Source organism: Halanaerobiales bacterium, assembly GCA_035270125.1.
Classification (GTDB): domain Bacteria; phylum Bacillota; class Halanaerobiia; order Halanaerobiales; family DATFIM01; genus DATFIM01.
Genome location: DATFIM010000016.1, coordinates 1 through 17,813, shown reverse-complemented (window position 1 = coordinate 17,813; position 17,813 = coordinate 1). Strand labels below are relative to the sequence as shown.

The window sequence follows — 17,813 nt, the reverse complement described above, 5'->3', positions numbered from 1 at the left end:
TCATTTCATAATCATTATTGGCAATAACTTTTTTCTCAATTTGATTAGAATTATTGGCTATTAAATCATTACCCGCATCTAATATTTTTTTTGGACAACGATAATTATCTACAAGATAAGTTTTAGCTGCTTTAGCAAAATATTTTTCAAAATCTATAAAATATTTTGGATCAGATCCCTGAAAAGAATAAATACTCTGCCAATCATCTCCTACACAAAATAATTTTATATCTGAATCCATTTTAAAAAACTTTTTAATGATTGAAATATGGGCAAAAGATACATCTTGAAATTCATCAACTAATAAATGATCATATCTATCAGTATATTTCTTTTTCTCTTCTAGAATATCTGTAGCTTTATAAATCATGTCATTAAAATCTATTTTTCTATTTTCATTTAAAAAATTAATTACATACTTATATATATCCATGGCAGATAAAGTAAAATAATATTCTCTATTAGATAAATTATCCATATTATTTTTTATTTCATTTACACTAAGATTATTTTTTTTAGCTTCTTCAATAAAGTTTTTATAATCGTCAATAATATTTTTAGTATTTACATCAACAACCGAATCAACAAAATCTTTAAATGTTTCCTGTTCAAACTCCACTCCTTTTTTCTTTAATTTAGATTTTAATATACTTTCTAAATTATTCTCTTGATAATCATAATCAAAACTCTCAACTAGTATTTTATTATGTTTTTCAAACTGATTTTTAGCCCATTCCAATTTAGCTAAATATTTTTCTGAAGACCATTCAAACCAATCAGGAACTTCATTATCCCTATCTATTCCCCAATGTTCTATATAAATATCATATTCTGGAAGATAAAAATCAGGTTGATATACAATTTTATCTTTTGACTTGTCAGCCCAATCTGCAATTTTTTCATATTGATAATCTATATTATTAATAAAAAGTAAATCAGCTATGAATTTTTCAGCCTGTGATTTTACCTCTTCACTTTTGAAAGTTTCATAATTTTTTTCCCTTTTTTTAGCAACAAATTCTGTTTTATTTTCAAATTCTTCTTCATTAATATTTTCAGACTCATTATGACTTAAAAATAAGTAATAATTTTTTCTAAATTTTGTATTATATTCCATTAAATCATCAAAAGCTTCTTCTATAATATTTTCCCATTCATGAGATTCTATAGTAGATAACTTATTTTCATTTTCTTCTTTTATAATATTATTAGCAAAAGAATGAATAGTACTAACATTTACTTCAGTGATATTAAATTTTTCTTTTAACCTAATTTCCATTTCTTCCGCTGCTTTATTAGAGAAAGTAATTGCAAGAATACGGTCAGGTTTTACTCCTTCTTCAATTAAATATTTTATTCTATAAGCTAAAACAGTTGTTTTTCCAGTTCCAGCAGCAGCAATCACCTGATTATATTTTTCATTTTTGACAACTGCCTTTTGTTGTCTTTTATTTAGTGGGTACTCACCAAAATTATGAAATAAATCATGATATTTACTAATTTTATTTTCTACATAATCAAATTCTTTTTCTTTTTTATTAAAAATATTTTTGAATTTATTAATTAATTTTTTTAGCAATATATCCCATCCTTTAATTTTAAAAATAATATTTAAACCTTAATTAAATTTTTCGTGATAATTATTAATATTCCTTTTTATTATATGTTTTTTATATATTATACACAAAAAAAGCCCTGACCAGATTTTTACTCTAGCCAGGGATAAAATAGGGAGTTTTTATTGAAGTTTAATCATTAGTTACTTAAGTTTACTCATTAGCTTTCTAACCTTTTCTCTTTCTTTATCCCAGTCTTCATTTTTCACACTTTCTTTATCTACTAAACCTCCACCGATGCCAAAAGCAAAAGCTCCGGCTTTTAGAAAATCACTAATATTACTTTCATCTATCCCACCTGTAGGGATAATATCAACTTCTGGAATAGGACCTCTTATACTCTTTAGATAATCTGGTCCTGGAATTGAAGCCGGAAAAAGTTTTACAGCATTTGCTCCATCCCGGTAGGCATCATAAATTTCAGAAGGAGTATAGGCCCCACTTATAATTGGTACTCCTCTTCTTTTAGCAGTTTTCACCACTTCAGAATTATAATTTGGAGTTACAATAAACTGGGCACCACTTTCCAGAGCCTTCTTAAGCTCTTCACTATTTTTAACAGTTCCCATTCCAATATAGATATCTGATTTATCTGCATACTCACTTACTATCTTTAAAGCTTCTGGAGAATTAAAAGTAACTTCTATAAATTTAATTCCCTCTTTTTTATATATTTCTATTAACTTTCTTGTCTTTTCAGCTTCAAAGCCGCGTAAAATTCCAATTATCTTTTCCTCACCTAACATATCCATAAACTGTCTATTCACCATTTTATCTACCTCACTTGTTAAAATTATTATTTAAAGCTTAACCAGTCAGCTGGATTATCTTCCCAGATAGCTTTTATATCTTTTTCATCAAGTCCCTGTTCTAATAAACGAGGAATAAATTTCTTTAAAATAAACTCAAAACCAGGTCCACCACCATAAGATTTAAGATAGGATTTACGTCCCATATCACCGGAGATAAGTAGACGATCACGGTATCCGGCCTCTAACATTCCTTTTATAAGTTCAACTCTTACTGAATCTGGATAATATTTTACCTTACTTGGGCCATCATAACCAACATAGGCTCCTCTTTCAGCCATTTTCTTGTGATACCAGAGATCAGCATTACGGTCAGAGTGGCCAATACAGACTTTAGATAAATCTGCACCTTCATCTTCTAAGATATCTAACTGTTCTAAACCCATAGTTCCGGCTTCAGTATGAACCCAGATAGGAGCTCCTGTTTCCTTATGAGCTCTGGCTGCAGCTCTGCTTACCTTTTCTTCCTCAGGTAAAATCACATTATACCAGCTGCCACATTTAATATAACCAGGCTTAAGATCAGTATCATCTGCTCCATTTCGCAACTCATCAACCATCAATTCTTTCAATTCTTCTATACTGGCTTTTATCACCCAGTTTGGATAAAATCTACCTTTATTAAAACCGGTAAGAAAAACAATATTAACATCAACAGCATCAGCTATTCTTTTTAAAGCTTTAGGAGATCTACCATAATCTATAGCTGTACCTTCTACTAAAGTATTTCCTCCTGCATTTTTAAACATTTTCAACTCCTCAATAGCCTTATCTTCATGAGGAAGTTCAAAATCTGGATCACCTTTCATTGCTATTTCAGGAGGATAACAGACTAAATGTTCATGAGTATAGGTAAAACCTAAATCTTTTGCATCTACCAGACCATTAATAGTTTGTATCTTTCCCATTATTTATTCTCCTTTCTTGCTCTTTTTAATAAACCTTCTTTATATCCTGAATCTTCCCGCCACTTTTTGGCATTTAAAGAATGAGCAGTTAAACTATCTTCAGGAAGTGAAGCCAAAAATAAAGTAGGTTCCACAATAACATCCGGATCAGCTAATTTAGCTCTCTCCTCTTCTGATAAATGAGAAAAGAAATTTGTGTTAACCTTTTCGGCTGGAAAAATTGTATTAACATTTACCTTTCCCTGATATTCTTCAGCTGCCACTTCCTTTAGACCTTCCAGGCCAAATTTAGTAGTACAGTAAGGTCCATCATTGGCTTTACCATAACCTTTCTGGCCTAAAAGCGAAGTCATAATAATTAAATTCCCTTTACTTTCTTCCAAAAGTGGTAAAAAAGTTTTGATGGTAAAATAACTGCCATTTAAATTCACCTTCATGATCTTCTCCCAGGTTTCATTGGGCAGATCAACCAGAGAGTGGTGTTTTTGATCTGTCACTCCAGCATTAGCAATTAAAACATCAACTTTTCCCAAAGAATCAACTATATTAGAAGCAAAATCTTCCAGCTTCTTAATTTCAGTTACATCTACAGCCTGTAGATAAAAATTGCTCTGATCAGCATAAATTTCTACTAAATCATTTCTTAAATCCTCAAGAGCATCTTCACTCCGGGAACAGACTGCAATTTTGGCACCTTCCCGAGCTGCTCCCAGGGCAATTTCACGTCCCAAGCCTTTGGTTCCACCTGTAATCACCACAACTTTATCCTTTAAATCAATCTTAATTTCCCCGGGCATCCTCAAGTGAACCCCCTTCTCCACTAAAGAGTTTTTTAACTTTTCCTAAATCAATTGAACCCATATAAAGAGTTACCATGGTAATAATAATGATACCTCTCATTACCAGTTTACCGGTTTCAGCTACTCCTAGAGAAGTCATTACACTTTCAATAACAGTAATAATCAAAGCACCAATTGCTGCTCCACCTACATTACCGATACCATTAAAAGTATTACCTCCGACAACTGAGGAAGCTATTGAATTTAACATATAGGAATCTCCACCAACATCAAAATTACCAATTCCAATATATCCGGAAAGTATTAAGCCCGCAATCACAGCCATCATCGCACTAAAGGCATAAATCATAATTAATCTATATGTTTTAGGTATACCGGCATATTCTGCTGCCACCGGATTGTTACCGATAAAATAAGCAGATCTTCCCCATTTAGTTTTCTGGAAATAATAGAGTACAGCTACAATTAAGAGAGCATAAACTATGATTGTTACTGGAATTCCCAGAAATCTCTCAGTACCAATATATCGTAAAATTGGTGAAACCCGGCCTCGGGGAGCACCACCACTATAAAGTAAATAACCTCCTTTAACCATTGAAGACATGGCAAAAGTCATAACCATTGGTGGTATATTAGTAGTAGCAATCATAAACCCGTTCATTCCACCTATCAAAGCACCAATAAGCAAAAGTAATAAAACTACGGGGACAGTTCTTAAATTACGCCCTTTCATCATATCAGCAGAAATAATATTAGTCATGGTAATGATCTCACCTACTGAGAGATCTATCCCTCCGGTTAAAATAACTGCTGATTGTCCCATGGCAGTTATTCCCAGAGGAGCACTCTGTCTTACTACTTCTAATATATGATTTGGGCTAAGACTGCGTGGATTAAAAATTCCACTTATTGCAAATAAAACAACTACAACTAATAGCAATGATATAAAGACTTTTGCATTACGACTCATTGATTTATTTATTATTGGTAAATTCATTTCAGATCACCTCTTAACCCTTTCTCAGTGAACTATTAATAACAGCCAGTACTATAATTAAACCGGTCATCACATTTTGATAAAAAGGAGATACACCAATTAAATTTAAAATAATACTAACCAGACTCAAAATTAAAACACCGGCAAAAGTCCTTATAACTCCACCTTTACCACCACTAAAAGTAGTTCCCCCGATTAAAACAGCAGCAACTGAATAAAGGGTAAAGGTTGAACCACTAACCGGATCACCTGATCTCATCCGGGCCGCAAGAGCCAGACCGGCTATACCTGCTAATAAAGAACTGGCCATATAAACTTTTATTTTTACTTTATCAACATTAATCCCGGCTATTTTGGCCTTTTCTTCATCTCCACCAATAGCATAAACTCTCCGACCAAAACGGGTATGGTTTAAAATAAAATAAGTGACTAAAATTAATATGAAAAAATATATTATAGATAAGGGTACTATTCCACCTAATTCAGTTAACCAGGCATTAGTAAACATTCTCGGACAGAAACCACCTGGATGGGATAAAATCAAAAGACTGATACCATTTATGATACTTCCCGTAGCCAGAGTGGCTATTAAAGGTTCTAAGTTAAACTTCGAGATAATAAATCCATTAACACTTCCAATAATTAATGAAACCCCAATTACTAAAGGATAAACTATAAAAACTGACATCGGGTTGGCTGGATCCAGTTGAGTGGCTGTAATTACTGTAGCCAGGCTCATTACTGAACCAACTGAAAGATCAATACCTGTTGTAATAATGGCAAAAGTCTGTCCTAAAGCCACAATTCCCATAGGAGCCATTTGATTAAAAAGATTTGTTATATTCTGACCTCTACTAAAAGAAGGGATAAATATGGAAGCACCTGCTATGATCATAACTACAATTAAATATAAATAACTTAGATCCTTATTTTTAGTCAACAATATTTTCAGTTTATTTTTTTCCTGATTATTTTGCAGCATTTTAAGTCTCCACCCCACTTTCAGCTAAATCAGCCTTTTTCCCGGTCATCGCTTTTAGAACTCGCTCCTGATTGGCTTCTTTGCGAGTAAATCGTCCATTAATTTCACCTTCATACATGACTATAATCCGATCACTAATAGATAATATTTCAGGTAGTTCTGAAGAAACCATAATAATTCCTACACCCTGTTTATTTAATTCAAATAAAAATTTATATATTTCAGTTTTAGCATTAACATCAATACCTCTAGTTGGTTCATTAATCAATAAAACATCCATTTCTGATAACATCCATCTTCCTAAAATTGCTTTTTGGCGATTTCCACCACTAAGATTTTTTATTTTTTCTCTGGCTGAAGGAGTTACTATATTTAACTGTTCAATTATATTAAGGATAGGTTCTTTTGCTTTTTCTTCATTTGTAATAATCTCATTTTTTTCTACTTTTGAAATATAGATATTTTTAAGTAAATCAAAATCTAAAAAAAGTCCCTTTAAGCCTCTATCTTCCGGTAAATAAGCAAGTCCATTTTTTATAGCCTGAGTGGTATTACGTGGATGAAGTTTATTATTATTTAAAAATAATTCACCATTTTTAATTTTTTTAACTCCAAACATCATTTCCAGTAATTCTGTACGACCTGAACCCATTAAGCCTGCAATCCCCAGTAGTTCACCTTTTCTTAATTTCAAACTAATATCTTTAGTCTTTTTACCGGCTAAATTTTTTGATTCCAAAATAACGTCACCAAAATTAGTTTCTTCTTTAAAAAATCTTTCTGCTACTTCTTTACCGGCCATCATATTAACTAATTGGTCATGGTCAACTTCATCAGTATTTTTAACCGCTACCTTTTTACCATTTCTAAGTACTATTAAGCGATTGGTAAGGGAAAAAACCTCATCAAGTCGATGAGAAATATAGATAATACTTTTACCATCTTTTTGTAAATCTTCTATCATTTCAAATAAGACTTCTATTTCTTCATCTGCCAGAGAAGAAGTAGGTTCATCCATTACAATTATCTTAGCTTCAAAAAGAATAGCTTTTGCTATTTCAACCATCTGTTTTTGGGCAAGGGATAGTTCTTCTACTAATTGATCAGGAGAAAGATTTAAGTTTAATCTTTTTAATACCTTTTTACTTCTTTCCCTCATCTCTTTAAAATTAATCGATCCCCATTTTTTTAATGGTTGATCTCCTAAAAATAAATTTTCCATAATAGTTAATTCATCAATTAAATTTAATTCCTGATGAATATAGGAAATACCATGTTTTTGGGCCTGTTGATTATCGTGAAATTCAACATTTTGTCCTTCTAAATTAATTGTACCCTGATTCGGTTTTAAAACTCCGGTCAAAATATTCATCAAAGTTGATTTTCCTGCTCCATTTTCCCCAACCAGCCCCAGTACTTCTCCCTTTTTTAAATCAAATGTTACTGAATCCAGGGCTTTAACTCCAGGAAAGGATTTATGAATATTTTCCATTTTAAGTATTATATTTTCATCTTTCAACTATATTCACCTCACTTTTAAAAAGGGAGGGGATCACTCCCCTCCTGTTCAATTTTTAGATTACTTGCCCCACAATTCCTCTAATGCTTCTTCACTTAGAGTATGACCTGTCCAGTAGCCATCTTCAAGATCTGGACGAGCATATTTTTTAGCTTCATCTAATCCAAGAATATATGGTCCGGTAGCATAAACTGATTCAGGAATAGGTTCACCTTTTAGAGCTTTAAGTGCAAGACGCATTCCAATTGCTGAATGAGAAGTTGGGTTATTGAAAGCAATACTTTCAAATCCCTGATCACTGGCTTCTATCCAGTCTAATAAGAAACCATTATTGGCTTCCCCAACCATAGGAACCATTTCGCGACCGGCACTTTCAAAAGCTTCCATAGCTCCCTGAGTCATAGCTCCTCCACCAGACCAGACAGCATCAATATTAGAATATCCTGCTAAAACGTTAGACATAGCTGTTTTAGCCTGAGCAAAACCCCACTGGGCAAATTCACGAGTTAAAATCTCAATATCTGGATATTCATCAAATACATCTTTAGCACCCTGCCATCTACTTTGAGCAGTAGAGTTACCTGCTATACCGGAAAGAGCAACTACATTACCTTCTCCATTCATCTTTTCAACAAGCCATTTAGCTGTAACATTACCATAATCATAGTCACTTCTTCCTACCCAGGCAGTAACCTGTTCAGCAGGAATTGTACTACTAATGGCAATTACAGGAACTCCATTTTCACGAGCTGATTCTAAGGCACCGACCAATGCTTCTGGAGAAATTGGATCAATAACTATTGCATCTACACCTTTGGCGACTAAGTCCTCAACTGCAGAAATTTGTCCGGAAACACTACTTTGAGCATTAATATGCTGGATACCTTCGACTTCTTCCTGTCTTTCAGCTTCTCTTACAATTTCTTCTTTCATCTGGGCTGACCAGGAATTAGCCATAAAGATTGTTACATAACCAATAGTGTAAGGTCCATCCTTTTTATACTGAGAAGTATCAACCATATTATCACTGGAATCAATAACATATTTCCAGCCCTCTACTTCTACTCTTGAACTAATCTCATCTGCAGACTGGGCCAAAACACCAGTTGCAGTAAACATTGCAGTTATTAAAAATACAGCGACTAAAATAACAGATAATCTTTTCATAACTTTAATTTCCCCCTTTTATTTTTTAAAATCCTTGCTTTCTTCTGCCTTCTCAATTACTTCCTGCATGTGATCAACTGTTATTTTAAAAATCACCTCCCCTTTTTTACTGCTTGCTTTGGTAGCATCACCAAAAACTCCACTTTCACTTAAAGCACCCATCGGTAAATTTGAATGGTGATAATTATAGGAAATATCATCAGCTGGATATTCACTAACAGCTTTATCCATATCACATAAATCTTCATCTATAGCTAAAATCATGGAAGTTTCAATCTCTTCAGCATGTAACATTCCATGCCAGAGTTTGGAATCTATTTTGTCTTTTATTTTATCTAAAGCTGGATAGGTAAAATAATATATATCCAGATCGATTTCATCAGTAAGCTCTCTTATTGCATATTTAATTGAAGAATCATTTGCTCCATGAGCATTAACAATGATTAATTTTTTTAAATTATTACGATCTAAGTTTCTCACTATATCCTTGATCATGCCCTTGAGATGTTCAATAGATATATATAAATTACCAGGTATATCCCGCCAGACCCAGGTATAACCAATGGGAATTGGAGGATAAACAACTGCCTCTATCCTTTTTGCCAGTCTTAAAGCCATTTCCTTAGCAATCATGGTGTCTGTTCCTAAAGGTAAATGGGGACCATGCTGTTCTGTTGAACCAATTGGTAAAATAGCTGTTCCCTTATTTTTTATATGCTCTTTTATCTCCGGTCTGGTCATATACTGAACTTCATACTTTTTAGTCATCTAAACTGCCTCCTTTATTCTCCAATTCAGCTAATTCCTGAAAACTATCTTCTAAACTATTGTAAATTTTCTGATATATTTGATAACTTTTGTTATAGAATTGGTGATTTTTTTGACTGTATTTTATACTTTGTTTGCTCTTTATTAATTTTTGGTCTGCTTCCTCAAAATCTGACCAGACTTCACTCCCTACTCCAGCGAGCATTGAAGCACCTAAAGCAGAAGAATTTAGTTCTGATAAAAGTCTGGCATCTCTGCCCATTACATCAGCCATAATCTGAGGCCAGATAAGATTTTTACTTCCACCTTCACCAACCATGATCTCTTTTATCTCCTGATCAGGGTCAATAATCTCAAAAGAATCACGGAAATTATAGGCTACTCCTTCCAAAACTGCTCTTATCATTTCTTTTTTACTGTGATTTGAAGTAAGTCCTATAAAACCGGCTCTAGCTTCCGGGTTTTGATAGGGAGTTGCTGCCCCATCTAAAAATGGTAAATAAATAAGACCATTACTTCCAGGAGTTACATCTTCCAGTCCTTCCATTAAAAGCTGATAGGGAGATTGATCTCCGGCTTTTTCTTTTTCCAACTGACCTAAATTTTCTAAAAACCATTTTAGAGAATAGCCACCGGTCATGACCAGACCATGCCAGAAGTATTTACCGGGTATAGCATGAGCCATAACCCAGACTCGGTCATCACATTTTTTAGGTAATTGAGGTAAATAGGCGGCAACATGACCGGCTGTTCCAATAGTAGCACAGGCCTTATTTTCTCTAACCACACCTGTTCCCAGGGAAAGGGCGGCCATATCTCCTGCTCCGGCTACTACCGGTATCCCTTCTTTTAATCCTAATTTTTCTGCCATCTCTGAAGTTAAACTACCTATGAGATCTACTGATTCATGTAACTCAGGTAATTTATCCAAATCTATTATTTTTTCTAAGATTTCATTTGCCCAATCTCTTTTTTCTAAATCTAACATTAAAGCTGCTCCTGCATCACTGACATCAGTTACAAATTCATCAGTCAGTTTATAGGTTATATAATCTTTGGCAAAGAGAATCTTATATGTATTTTTTAGGGTTTCTTTTTCATTTTCTTTAAGCCACTGTAATTTACTTAAATTATAGATAGGTCCTGCCTGAGAAAAAGAATAATCTTTGATTAAATCTCCATATTCTTTATTTAAATACCGGGCCTGCTTACTGGCTCTTCTATCCAGCCAGATAATTGCATTTCTTAAAGGATTACCCTTTTTATCAACTAAGACCAGTCCATTAAGCTGACCGGACATCCCAATTCCCTTTACTCTATTTTTATCTATCTCTAAATCTTTTATACCTTTTTTAACTGCCTGCCACCAATCCTCAGGCTTTTGTTCAACTTTAACTCCATCTCTTATGATTTCATATTCTTTTTCCTGACTGTCAATGACCTCTCCCTTTTGATTAACAGCCAGAATCTTAACAGCAGATGTTCCCAGGTCAATTCCTAATACAATCTTAGCTTTCATTAAAATCTCCCCTTTTGTTCAAAAACTTTTTATTTTTATTTTTTGAACCATCAGGACTTACATCAACATGGATTTCATATTTATCACCACGGATATAACTGGTAGAGTATTCTACCGGTCGATTATTTTTAGAAAAAGAAAGTCTTTCTGAATAGATTAAGGCTGCATTTTTGTTTATATTTAAAAGAGAGGAAATTACATGATTTGAATTAACAGCTGAATAACTTTCATGAGCCCTATAAGGTCTTTTATCATATCTTTTTTCCATTGCTTTATATAGGGAATCAAGTACTTCCTCTTTTGTAAATTTAGGAAAGATATTAGTTGGTAAATAGGAAGTAGTCAAAATGATTGGAACTTCATCTGCAGTTCTAATTCTTTTTATTTTCCAGACTATATCATCTTTTTTTAAGTTTAATATTTTTTGTACCTTTTCATCAGCTATTTCTTTGGCAAATTCAACACTATGTGCTCCTGGTTTTAGACCTCTTTTTTTGATCTCTTCACTATAACTGGGTAATTTGTCAAAATGACGCTGTATTTTACTTTCAGCAACATAAGTTCCTTTTTTAGGAATACGATAAACCTTTCTTTCTTTATTTAAAAGATCAATTGCTTTTTTTACTGTTCCTCTACTTACCTGATATCTATCTGCAAGATTTGGTTCAGAATCTATTTTAGTATTTGCTGGCATTTTTTGTATCTCTTTTTCTAATTTTTCTTTTATTTGTCTAAATAAAGGAATATCAGAATTTCTATCCAACATAATCTATTCCCTCCAAATTTTAGTATAGTCAAAACTGTTTCTTGTCTAGTGTAAACTGGCTTACACTTATACTATTATACACAAAATTAAGAATTCCTGCATAAATATCTAAAAATTCTACATATTTTTTATATTTTCCTGGACTATTAGCTATTCTTGTCTATACAAGATAAGAAAAATTAAAAATCCCGGGATGAATTTTCACTCTAACCCGGGATTAATGATTTATTTAGCTTTTTTTACAAAAATAGGATAATTAAGACTACCGTTTTCTACCAATTCACCTTCAGCATTAAAAAGCTTTACCTCAACTCGATAATCAGCTCCTTCTTTAAATTCAATCTCTTTAAAATAATTATTATGGGTATGAGAATTTTTTACTCTAAATAAATCTGATTTAGAAAAAGCTAAAACTTCACTTTCTCCATTTATAATTCTTGTCTCCTGATAAAATTGATCATCAACTTCAAACTCAGCTTTAAGCTGATCATCCCAGATCCACTTATTAACTATAAAAAATTGATCGATCTCAACCGGTCTAAAGCCATTATAGATATTACCTATGTTTTTCCCATCACTCCACTCACAAACCACAGAAAACTGTAGCTTAATCTCAGCCATTGAAATCACCTTTAGCCTCACTTTTACTATAATCATGGTCAAAGAGTTCATCCTGGACTCCAGGATCATAATCATTGGGATTAAAAAGCCACTGGGGATAATTGCGGGTAAAATGAATTAAGGTAAACATCAAAGATAGAGTAAATATTAAAGCTATTCCTACTAAAGAAAATAATAGAATGGTCATTAAGCTATTATTACCTTTAATAGGCCAGAGACTAACTGCCAGCACTGTCTCAATCCAGGCCAAAAAGAAACCAATCATCTGTAATGGACTTTTAATAGAATCTATATTCATTTTCATTATCATTCCCCTTTCATTAATTAACAGGCACTATTTAAAGTTAGTTTATTATAAAATCTATCCATGGATTTTGAAGCATCTCCCCCCATTAAATCATCCCAGTATTCACTTTCATAATCTCTGATAAGTTTTGAACTATAGAGTTTTTCAGAACAATTTATATTAGCTACAGCTGCTTTTAGCTTACTAATAGCTCCCTGATTATCTCTATAATGGGCATATCCACCTAAAACTACAAATAAGGTGCCATTAAAGATAATTGTTCCTTCATTTATTTTTAAATCCTGACTGAGATTCATCAAACTTACTGCTTTATCCAGGATATTTTCCAGTATCTTGTGTCTTTCATTTTCTATTGCCTCTTTTCCAAGCCAGCCCAGTTTATCAGAAGAATTCCTGATGATATCATCAATTCTATTTTCTACGCCTTTGACTCCTATCTGGAAAAGAGTATTATTTAATTCTTTTTTAAGTTCTGTTTTCTTTGAGATCAAATTACTATCTTTACCAATATCAAATAATTTTCTATTAATACTGATTACAAAATCTATTAATCTTTCTTCAATAGCAACTTTACTTAACTCTCTATAAATAGAAATAAAATAACCAAATAACTTTTTAGATAATTTACCTTCTTTATCCAATTCAAAAAATAAATTTTGATATTCTTTTAAAATCAAATGAAAATTATCAGTATCTTTATTAAAAAGTCCGAAATATAGTAGTTCTTCATATAAATTCAAAAAAAGCTTTTGTTCTTTTAAATCACTTTTTTCATAAATCATGAACACTTTATTTAAGTGTTTAAATAAATAAAGGCTAACATACTTACTTTTTGTATATAAGGTTCTTTTCAGTAAATTTTCAAAACCATCAGTAACTTTATTTATTAGCTTTTCATCTTTTTTACGATCACCTTTTAACATTTTTTCATAATCAGGTATAAAATAAGTTGCCTTTCCATCTTCATTTTCAAGTGCTTTAAGGACAAAGGCAAATTTATATTTATTAACCAGTTCTTTTATCTCAACTTTTTCACAGTTGTTAATAATATAATCAAAACCTTCTAAGATAAATCTATATATTTCAGTATTATCATAATTAAAACCTAATTTACCTACATCTTTTAGAAATTCAAGATGTATTTTAATTAATTTAGAATTTTGTAATTCAACTAATTTTCTGGTATGAATAACATTATAAATTTGTAAATATTTAATATCATTATTATTCACATTGGGGAAGGTTCTATTTACAAAATTAAATAACTCATCACTGGCTTTTTCATAAAGTTCTAGATCCTCTTTATCTACAATTATCTGTAAAAATAAGTAATGTAATTCATATACGTTTTTTAATAACTCTTCATCAAAATATATTTCTGAGGTATTAAAGGAAAAGAATTGAATATTATCTCTGATTTTATTTACCCAGTCATCTTCTTTTTCCTTTTCAAAAACATAAGCAATAACTTCTTTATATAGAGTTATTACTTTTGCAGAAAATGCAAATTCTCTTTGAGAAGCACTATGATCAAAAAATTCCTTTAATCTATCACTATAAATTTCAAAATCATCTAAAGCATTACATTCAACAGAAGTTCTCAATATTTTTGAGATAGAAGCAAATATCTCTTTTGCATAATTTTTATGGTCAGCTGTAATCGCATATTTTAGCTGAGAAATTATCTTCTTAAAGAAGTTTTCCTGTAATTCTTCAACTGAATCATTTTTCTCTATAATCAAAGTATCCTTATTTTGCATAAAATGAATCATTAAATTCTCAAAACTTTTTAAAATATATTTTGCTAAAAATATTTCTTTTTTAGAAAGGCTGTCTTCAGCATATTTTGTTAATTCTTCCAGATAATTAGCTATTTTTTGATGATCAGGATGTTTACTGTCAATTTCTTTTTTTATGGCTTCTTCATACTCATTTATCTTATTTGCCGGATCAAATAGTCTGTAATCATTATAGCTTTTTATGATTAAACTTAGAGTATAGGAAAAGTGGATGATATATACTATTTTAGCCAGACTGAAATCATATTCGATAATCATCAAAACAGCTGCCAAAATAATGTTTAGAGTAAAATCACCTTTAAAATTTCTGTTAAAATATTTTTTGATGAAATTAAGGGGATATCTACCTCTAAATAACTGGATCATAAGTAAATAGACTGCAAAGAATATACCTAAAATAGTGACCAGGACCGGTAGAAAATGACGGGAAATATAAAAGGAAGTCTGTAAAATTGAAAAATCAAAAAAGCTATAACTAATAGTTAAATCTAAAATAACTGATACGATAAAAAGTGTTGAAAATAGATAAACTGTGTTTAACTTAAATCTTTTTGAAATACTCATTTCTCTACTCATCTCCTCATAAAATTTTTAGTTATAGATATATATTTAAACATAAGTTCATAATCTCCTGCATAAAATACAATATTTTTCTAAAAAAATATATATTAATGAATTTAACATAAAAAATCCCTTTCTCAGGATAATTTATCCTTTGAAAGGGATTAGCTAATAATTTATATTTTATTTAGTTAATTACTTCTTCTTTTCTTTTTTTCTTCAGCAAAATTTATCTCTTTTACCTTATCTCGATTGGGTTCATAGGTACCAACCATATCTACAAGTTCATCAACTATCTTAGAACTAATACCTTTATCTATTAGATTCTCAAGTCTTTCTAATGATTTATTTAATTTCTGCCAGTCACAGGAATTAAGACTGGTAATAAAGATTCTTTCATGTTCAGTAGCCAAATTATCTTCATCATCATTTAAAAGCTCTTCATATAATTTTTCTCCAGGTCTTAAACCAACAACCTCTATTTCTATATCTTTCCCGACCTCAAGACCTGATAGTTCTATTAAGTCCTCAGCAAGCTCCATTATCTTTACTGGATCACCCATATCAAGGACAAAGACTTCTCCTCCATCTCCAAGAGAACCAGCCTGAATAACAAGCTGAGCAGCTTCAGGAATGGTCATAAAATAGCGAGTAACATCTTTATGAGTAACAGTAACAGGCCCTCCTTCTTTAATCTGTCTTTTAAAAATAGGTATTACACTACCTCTACTTCCCAGAACATTACCAAAACGAACTGCCATAAATTTAGTTCTTTTTTTCCTATTCATATGTTGAACTATCATTTCAGCTCCTCTTTTAGAAGCTCCCATTACATTTGTAGGATTAACTGCTTTATCAGTAGAAACTAAGACAAAACGGTCTATCTCAAACTCAGCCGAAACCTGAGCTACATTTCTGGTTCCAAGTACATTGTTTTTAATAGCCTCTTCTGGATTATGTTCCATTAAAGGTACATGTTTATGAGCAGCTGCATGAAAAACTACATCCGGTTTATGACAGGTAAAGGTCTGTTCAAGTTTCATTTTATCTCTAATACTGCCGATAATAGGTACTATCTCTAAATCTTTATGTTCTTCTTTTAGTTCAAGTTCAAGAAAATATGTATTATTTTCATTTATATCAAAAATTATTAGTTTTTCTGGATTAAATCTTGCCACCTGTCTGCACAACTCTGAACCAATAGAACCAGCTCCACCGGTTACTAAAACAGTTTTACCTTCAATATAGGAGGAAATATTATCAGTATTTAGCTCAACTGGATCTCTACGAAGTAAATCTTCTACTTTTACCTCTCTGATCTGATTTAAGTTAATATCACCTTTTAAGATTTCAAAAACACCAGGAACTATATTTACTTCCACCTCATCTTCTTTACTTAATTCAAATATCTCTTTTATTTCACTACCTTTAGCAGAAGGAATAGCAATAATAATCTCTTTGACATTATATCTATTTATTAAATCAGGTATATCATGACGATCTCCTTTAACTTCTACTCCATGAATCTCAAGACCATGTTTTTTAGGATCATCATCAACTAAGGCAATAACTTCTTTATTTAGTTCTGGATGTTTGTGCATCTCTCTTACTACCATTTCGGCAGCATCACCAGCTCCAACTATAAGTACATTTTTCTTGGCTCCATTATTTTTATTAATTTTTAAATAATCTTTTAATAATCTAAGAGAAAATCTTAAACCACCAAGTAAAAAGACATCTAGAATACCATTTATGATTAAAATACTACGAGGCATTCTAACCTGAAATAAGAAGATATAGACTACAAAAATGGAGTTAATTATTATAGATGCCCTAATTAAAGATCTCAATTCAGAAATACTGGCATATTTCCACATTTTATTATATAAATTGGAAAAATATAAGATTATAGCACTTATTATTGTGATTACAAATAAATATTCTATATCAAAATATTGCTGCCAGTTACCATCAAATCTCAAATAAAAGCTGGCAAATAGGGCAAAATTTATTAGAAAAAGATCTATAATAATCAGTCTGGTTTTTTTATAGATTTTATTTATTAATTTATTGAACATTTTGTATTTCCTCCTAGAATAAACAAGAATTATGTCGACTGCCCAAAAAACAGCAAAAATCCCTGCAGTTATTTATATACTACAAGGATTAGAAGTCAATTGCAAGTGACAGCTGTTACATTATTTTATTTAGCTCTTTATATTTATTCTAGATTGATAGTCTTTTTCCTGCATAGAAATAAAAACAATTATAATAAATTCAAACTCAATACTATACATATTCATTTGGAATCTTTAAACCATGTAAGAGTGTTTATGTAACTAGGATTCCCATTATATATAATTTCACCATTCCCTATAATAATTTCTAAAAGGTTTATGAAGTCTTTTGTTTTTGTGGTAGAATTATCACTATAGTAATTACTATATATCTTTTTGATACCAGGGGCAATTTTCTCAAAGGCAAGAGAACTCTTTAATACTCCTGGTTTTCTTTTTAATGTTTCTAGATAATGGTTAATATCTATAATGCATTTATGAACTCTATTCATTCATTGTGTCGGACAAGAACTCATCAAAGCTATCTAAATCTGTCCCCGTATCAAAGGAATCATCAAAATTATTATCAAAGATATCACTATCATCTATATCAAAGT

15 protein-coding genes are annotated in these 17,813 nt (G+C 31.5%); all 15 read right to left on the bottom strand.

Features of this window, described 5'->3' with window-relative positions:
- The coding region (locus VJ881_00860) for an ATP-dependent helicase (GenBank protein HKL74590.1) at positions 1-1,579 on the bottom strand (1,579 nt) is incomplete at its 3' end.
- A gap of 180 nt (positions 1,580-1,759) precedes the next feature.
- On the bottom strand, positions 1,760-2,386 hold the full coding sequence (locus tag VJ881_00855) for a bifunctional 4-hydroxy-2-oxoglutarate aldolase/2-dehydro-3-deoxy-phosphogluconate aldolase (protein HKL74589.1): 627 nt from the start codon (positions 2,384-2,386) through the stop codon (positions 1,760-1,762).
- Between the two features lie 26 nt (positions 2,387-2,412).
- The gene (locus VJ881_00850) at positions 2,413-3,333 is read right to left on the bottom strand and encodes a phosphotriesterase-related protein (protein ID HKL74588.1); all 921 of its coding nucleotides are present in this window, start codon (positions 3,331-3,333) and stop codon (positions 2,413-2,415) included.
- Positions 3,333-4,130, bottom strand: coding sequence for an SDR family oxidoreductase (locus VJ881_00845; protein ID HKL74587.1), 798 nt, complete (start codon positions 4,128-4,130; stop codon positions 3,333-3,335). The genes VJ881_00850 and VJ881_00845 overlap by 1 nt, the downstream gene beginning before the upstream one ends.
- Complete coding sequence (locus VJ881_00840) at positions 4,114-5,130, bottom strand: ABC transporter permease (GenBank protein ID HKL74586.1); 1,017 nt, start codon at positions 5,128-5,130, stop codon at positions 4,114-4,116. Before VJ881_00840 ends, VJ881_00845 begins: the two co-directional genes overlap by 17 nt.
- 13 nt (positions 5,131-5,143) lie before the next feature.
- Positions 5,144-6,112: an ABC transporter permease gene (locus VJ881_00835; protein HKL74585.1), complete on the bottom strand. Its 969-nt coding sequence runs from the start codon at positions 6,110-6,112 to the stop codon at positions 5,144-5,146.
- 1 nt (position 6,113) lies between these two features.
- Positions 6,114-7,631 (bottom strand): sugar ABC transporter ATP-binding protein, encoded by a 1,518-nt coding sequence (locus VJ881_00830; protein ID HKL74584.1) that lies wholly within the window; start codon positions 7,629-7,631, stop codon positions 6,114-6,116.
- A 60-nt stretch (positions 7,632-7,691) separates the two neighbouring features.
- Complete coding sequence (locus VJ881_00825) at positions 7,692-8,798, bottom strand: ABC transporter substrate-binding protein (GenBank protein ID HKL74583.1); 1,107 nt, start codon at positions 8,796-8,798, stop codon at positions 7,692-7,694.
- An 18-nt stretch (positions 8,799-8,816) separates the two neighbouring features.
- Positions 8,817-9,566: a creatininase family protein gene (locus VJ881_00820; protein ID HKL74582.1), complete on the bottom strand. Its 750-nt coding sequence runs from the start codon at positions 9,564-9,566 to the stop codon at positions 8,817-8,819.
- Positions 9,559-11,085, bottom strand: coding sequence for a xylulokinase (gene xylB, locus VJ881_00815; GenBank protein ID HKL74581.1), 1,527 nt, complete (start codon positions 11,083-11,085; stop codon positions 9,559-9,561). Before xylB ends, VJ881_00820 begins: the two co-directional genes overlap by 8 nt.
- Complete coding sequence (locus tag VJ881_00810) at positions 11,075-11,851, bottom strand: GntR family transcriptional regulator (GenBank protein ID HKL74580.1); 777 nt, start codon at positions 11,849-11,851, stop codon at positions 11,075-11,077. The genes xylB and VJ881_00810 overlap by 11 nt, the downstream gene beginning before the upstream one ends.
- A gap of 225 nt (positions 11,852-12,076) precedes the next feature.
- On the bottom strand, positions 12,077-12,472 hold the full coding sequence (locus VJ881_00805) for a hypothetical protein (GenBank protein ID HKL74579.1): 396 nt from the start codon (positions 12,470-12,472) through the stop codon (positions 12,077-12,079).
- Positions 12,465-12,776: a hypothetical protein gene (locus VJ881_00800; protein ID HKL74578.1), complete on the bottom strand. Its 312-nt coding sequence runs from the start codon at positions 12,774-12,776 to the stop codon at positions 12,465-12,467. The genes VJ881_00805 and VJ881_00800 overlap by 8 nt, the downstream gene beginning before the upstream one ends.
- A gap of 20 nt (positions 12,777-12,796) precedes the next feature.
- Complete coding sequence (locus VJ881_00795; protein HKL74577.1) at positions 12,797-15,154, bottom strand: hypothetical protein; 2,358 nt, start codon at positions 15,152-15,154, stop codon at positions 12,797-12,799.
- Positions 15,155-15,330: 176 nt separating this feature from the next.
- On the bottom strand, positions 15,331-17,217 hold the full coding sequence (locus VJ881_00790; GenBank protein HKL74576.1) for a nucleoside-diphosphate sugar epimerase/dehydratase: 1,887 nt from the start codon (positions 17,215-17,217) through the stop codon (positions 15,331-15,333).
- Positions 17,218-17,813: the final 596 nt, after the last annotated feature.

Bases quoted from the DNA above. Each gene is read 5' to 3' on its own strand.
- VJ881_00855 (HKL74589.1), bottom strand. From the start codon at position 2,386: ATGGTGAATAGACAGTTTATGGATATGTTAGGTGAGGAAAAGATAATT.
- VJ881_00850 (HKL74588.1), bottom strand. From the start codon at position 3,333: ATGGGAAAGATACAAACTATTAATGGTCTGGTAGATGCAAAAGATTTA.
- VJ881_00845 (HKL74587.1), bottom strand. From the start codon at position 4,130: ATGCCCGGGGAAATTAAGATTGATTTAAAGGATAAAGTTGTGGTGATT.
- VJ881_00840 (HKL74586.1), bottom strand. From the start codon at position 5,130: ATGAATTTACCAATAATAAATAAATCAATGAGTCGTAATGCAAAAGTC.
- VJ881_00835 (HKL74585.1), bottom strand. From the start codon at position 6,112: ATGCTGCAAAATAATCAGGAAAAAAATAAACTGAAAATATTGTTGACT.
- VJ881_00825 (HKL74583.1), bottom strand. From the start codon at position 8,798: ATGAAAAGATTATCTGTTATTTTAGTCGCTGTATTTTTAATAACTGCA.
- VJ881_00820 (HKL74582.1), bottom strand. From the start codon at position 9,566: ATGACTAAAAAGTATGAAGTTCAGTATATGACCAGACCGGAGATAAAA.
- xylB (HKL74581.1), bottom strand. From the start codon at position 11,085: ATGAAAGCTAAGATTGTATTAGGAATTGACCTGGGAACATCTGCTGTT.
- VJ881_00810 (HKL74580.1), bottom strand. From the start codon at position 11,851: ATGTTGGATAGAAATTCTGATATTCCTTTATTTAGACAAATAAAAGAA.
- VJ881_00805 (HKL74579.1), bottom strand. From the start codon at position 12,472: ATGGCTGAGATTAAGCTACAGTTTTCTGTGGTTTGTGAGTGGAGTGAT.
- VJ881_00800 (HKL74578.1), bottom strand. From the start codon at position 12,776: ATGAAAATGAATATAGATTCTATTAAAAGTCCATTACAGATGATTGGT.
- VJ881_00795 (HKL74577.1), bottom strand. From the start codon at position 15,154: ATGAGTAGAGAAATGAGTATTTCAAAAAGATTTAAGTTAAACACAGTT.
- VJ881_00790 (HKL74576.1), bottom strand. From the start codon at position 17,217: ATGTTCAATAAATTAATAAATAAAATCTATAAAAAAACCAGACTGATT.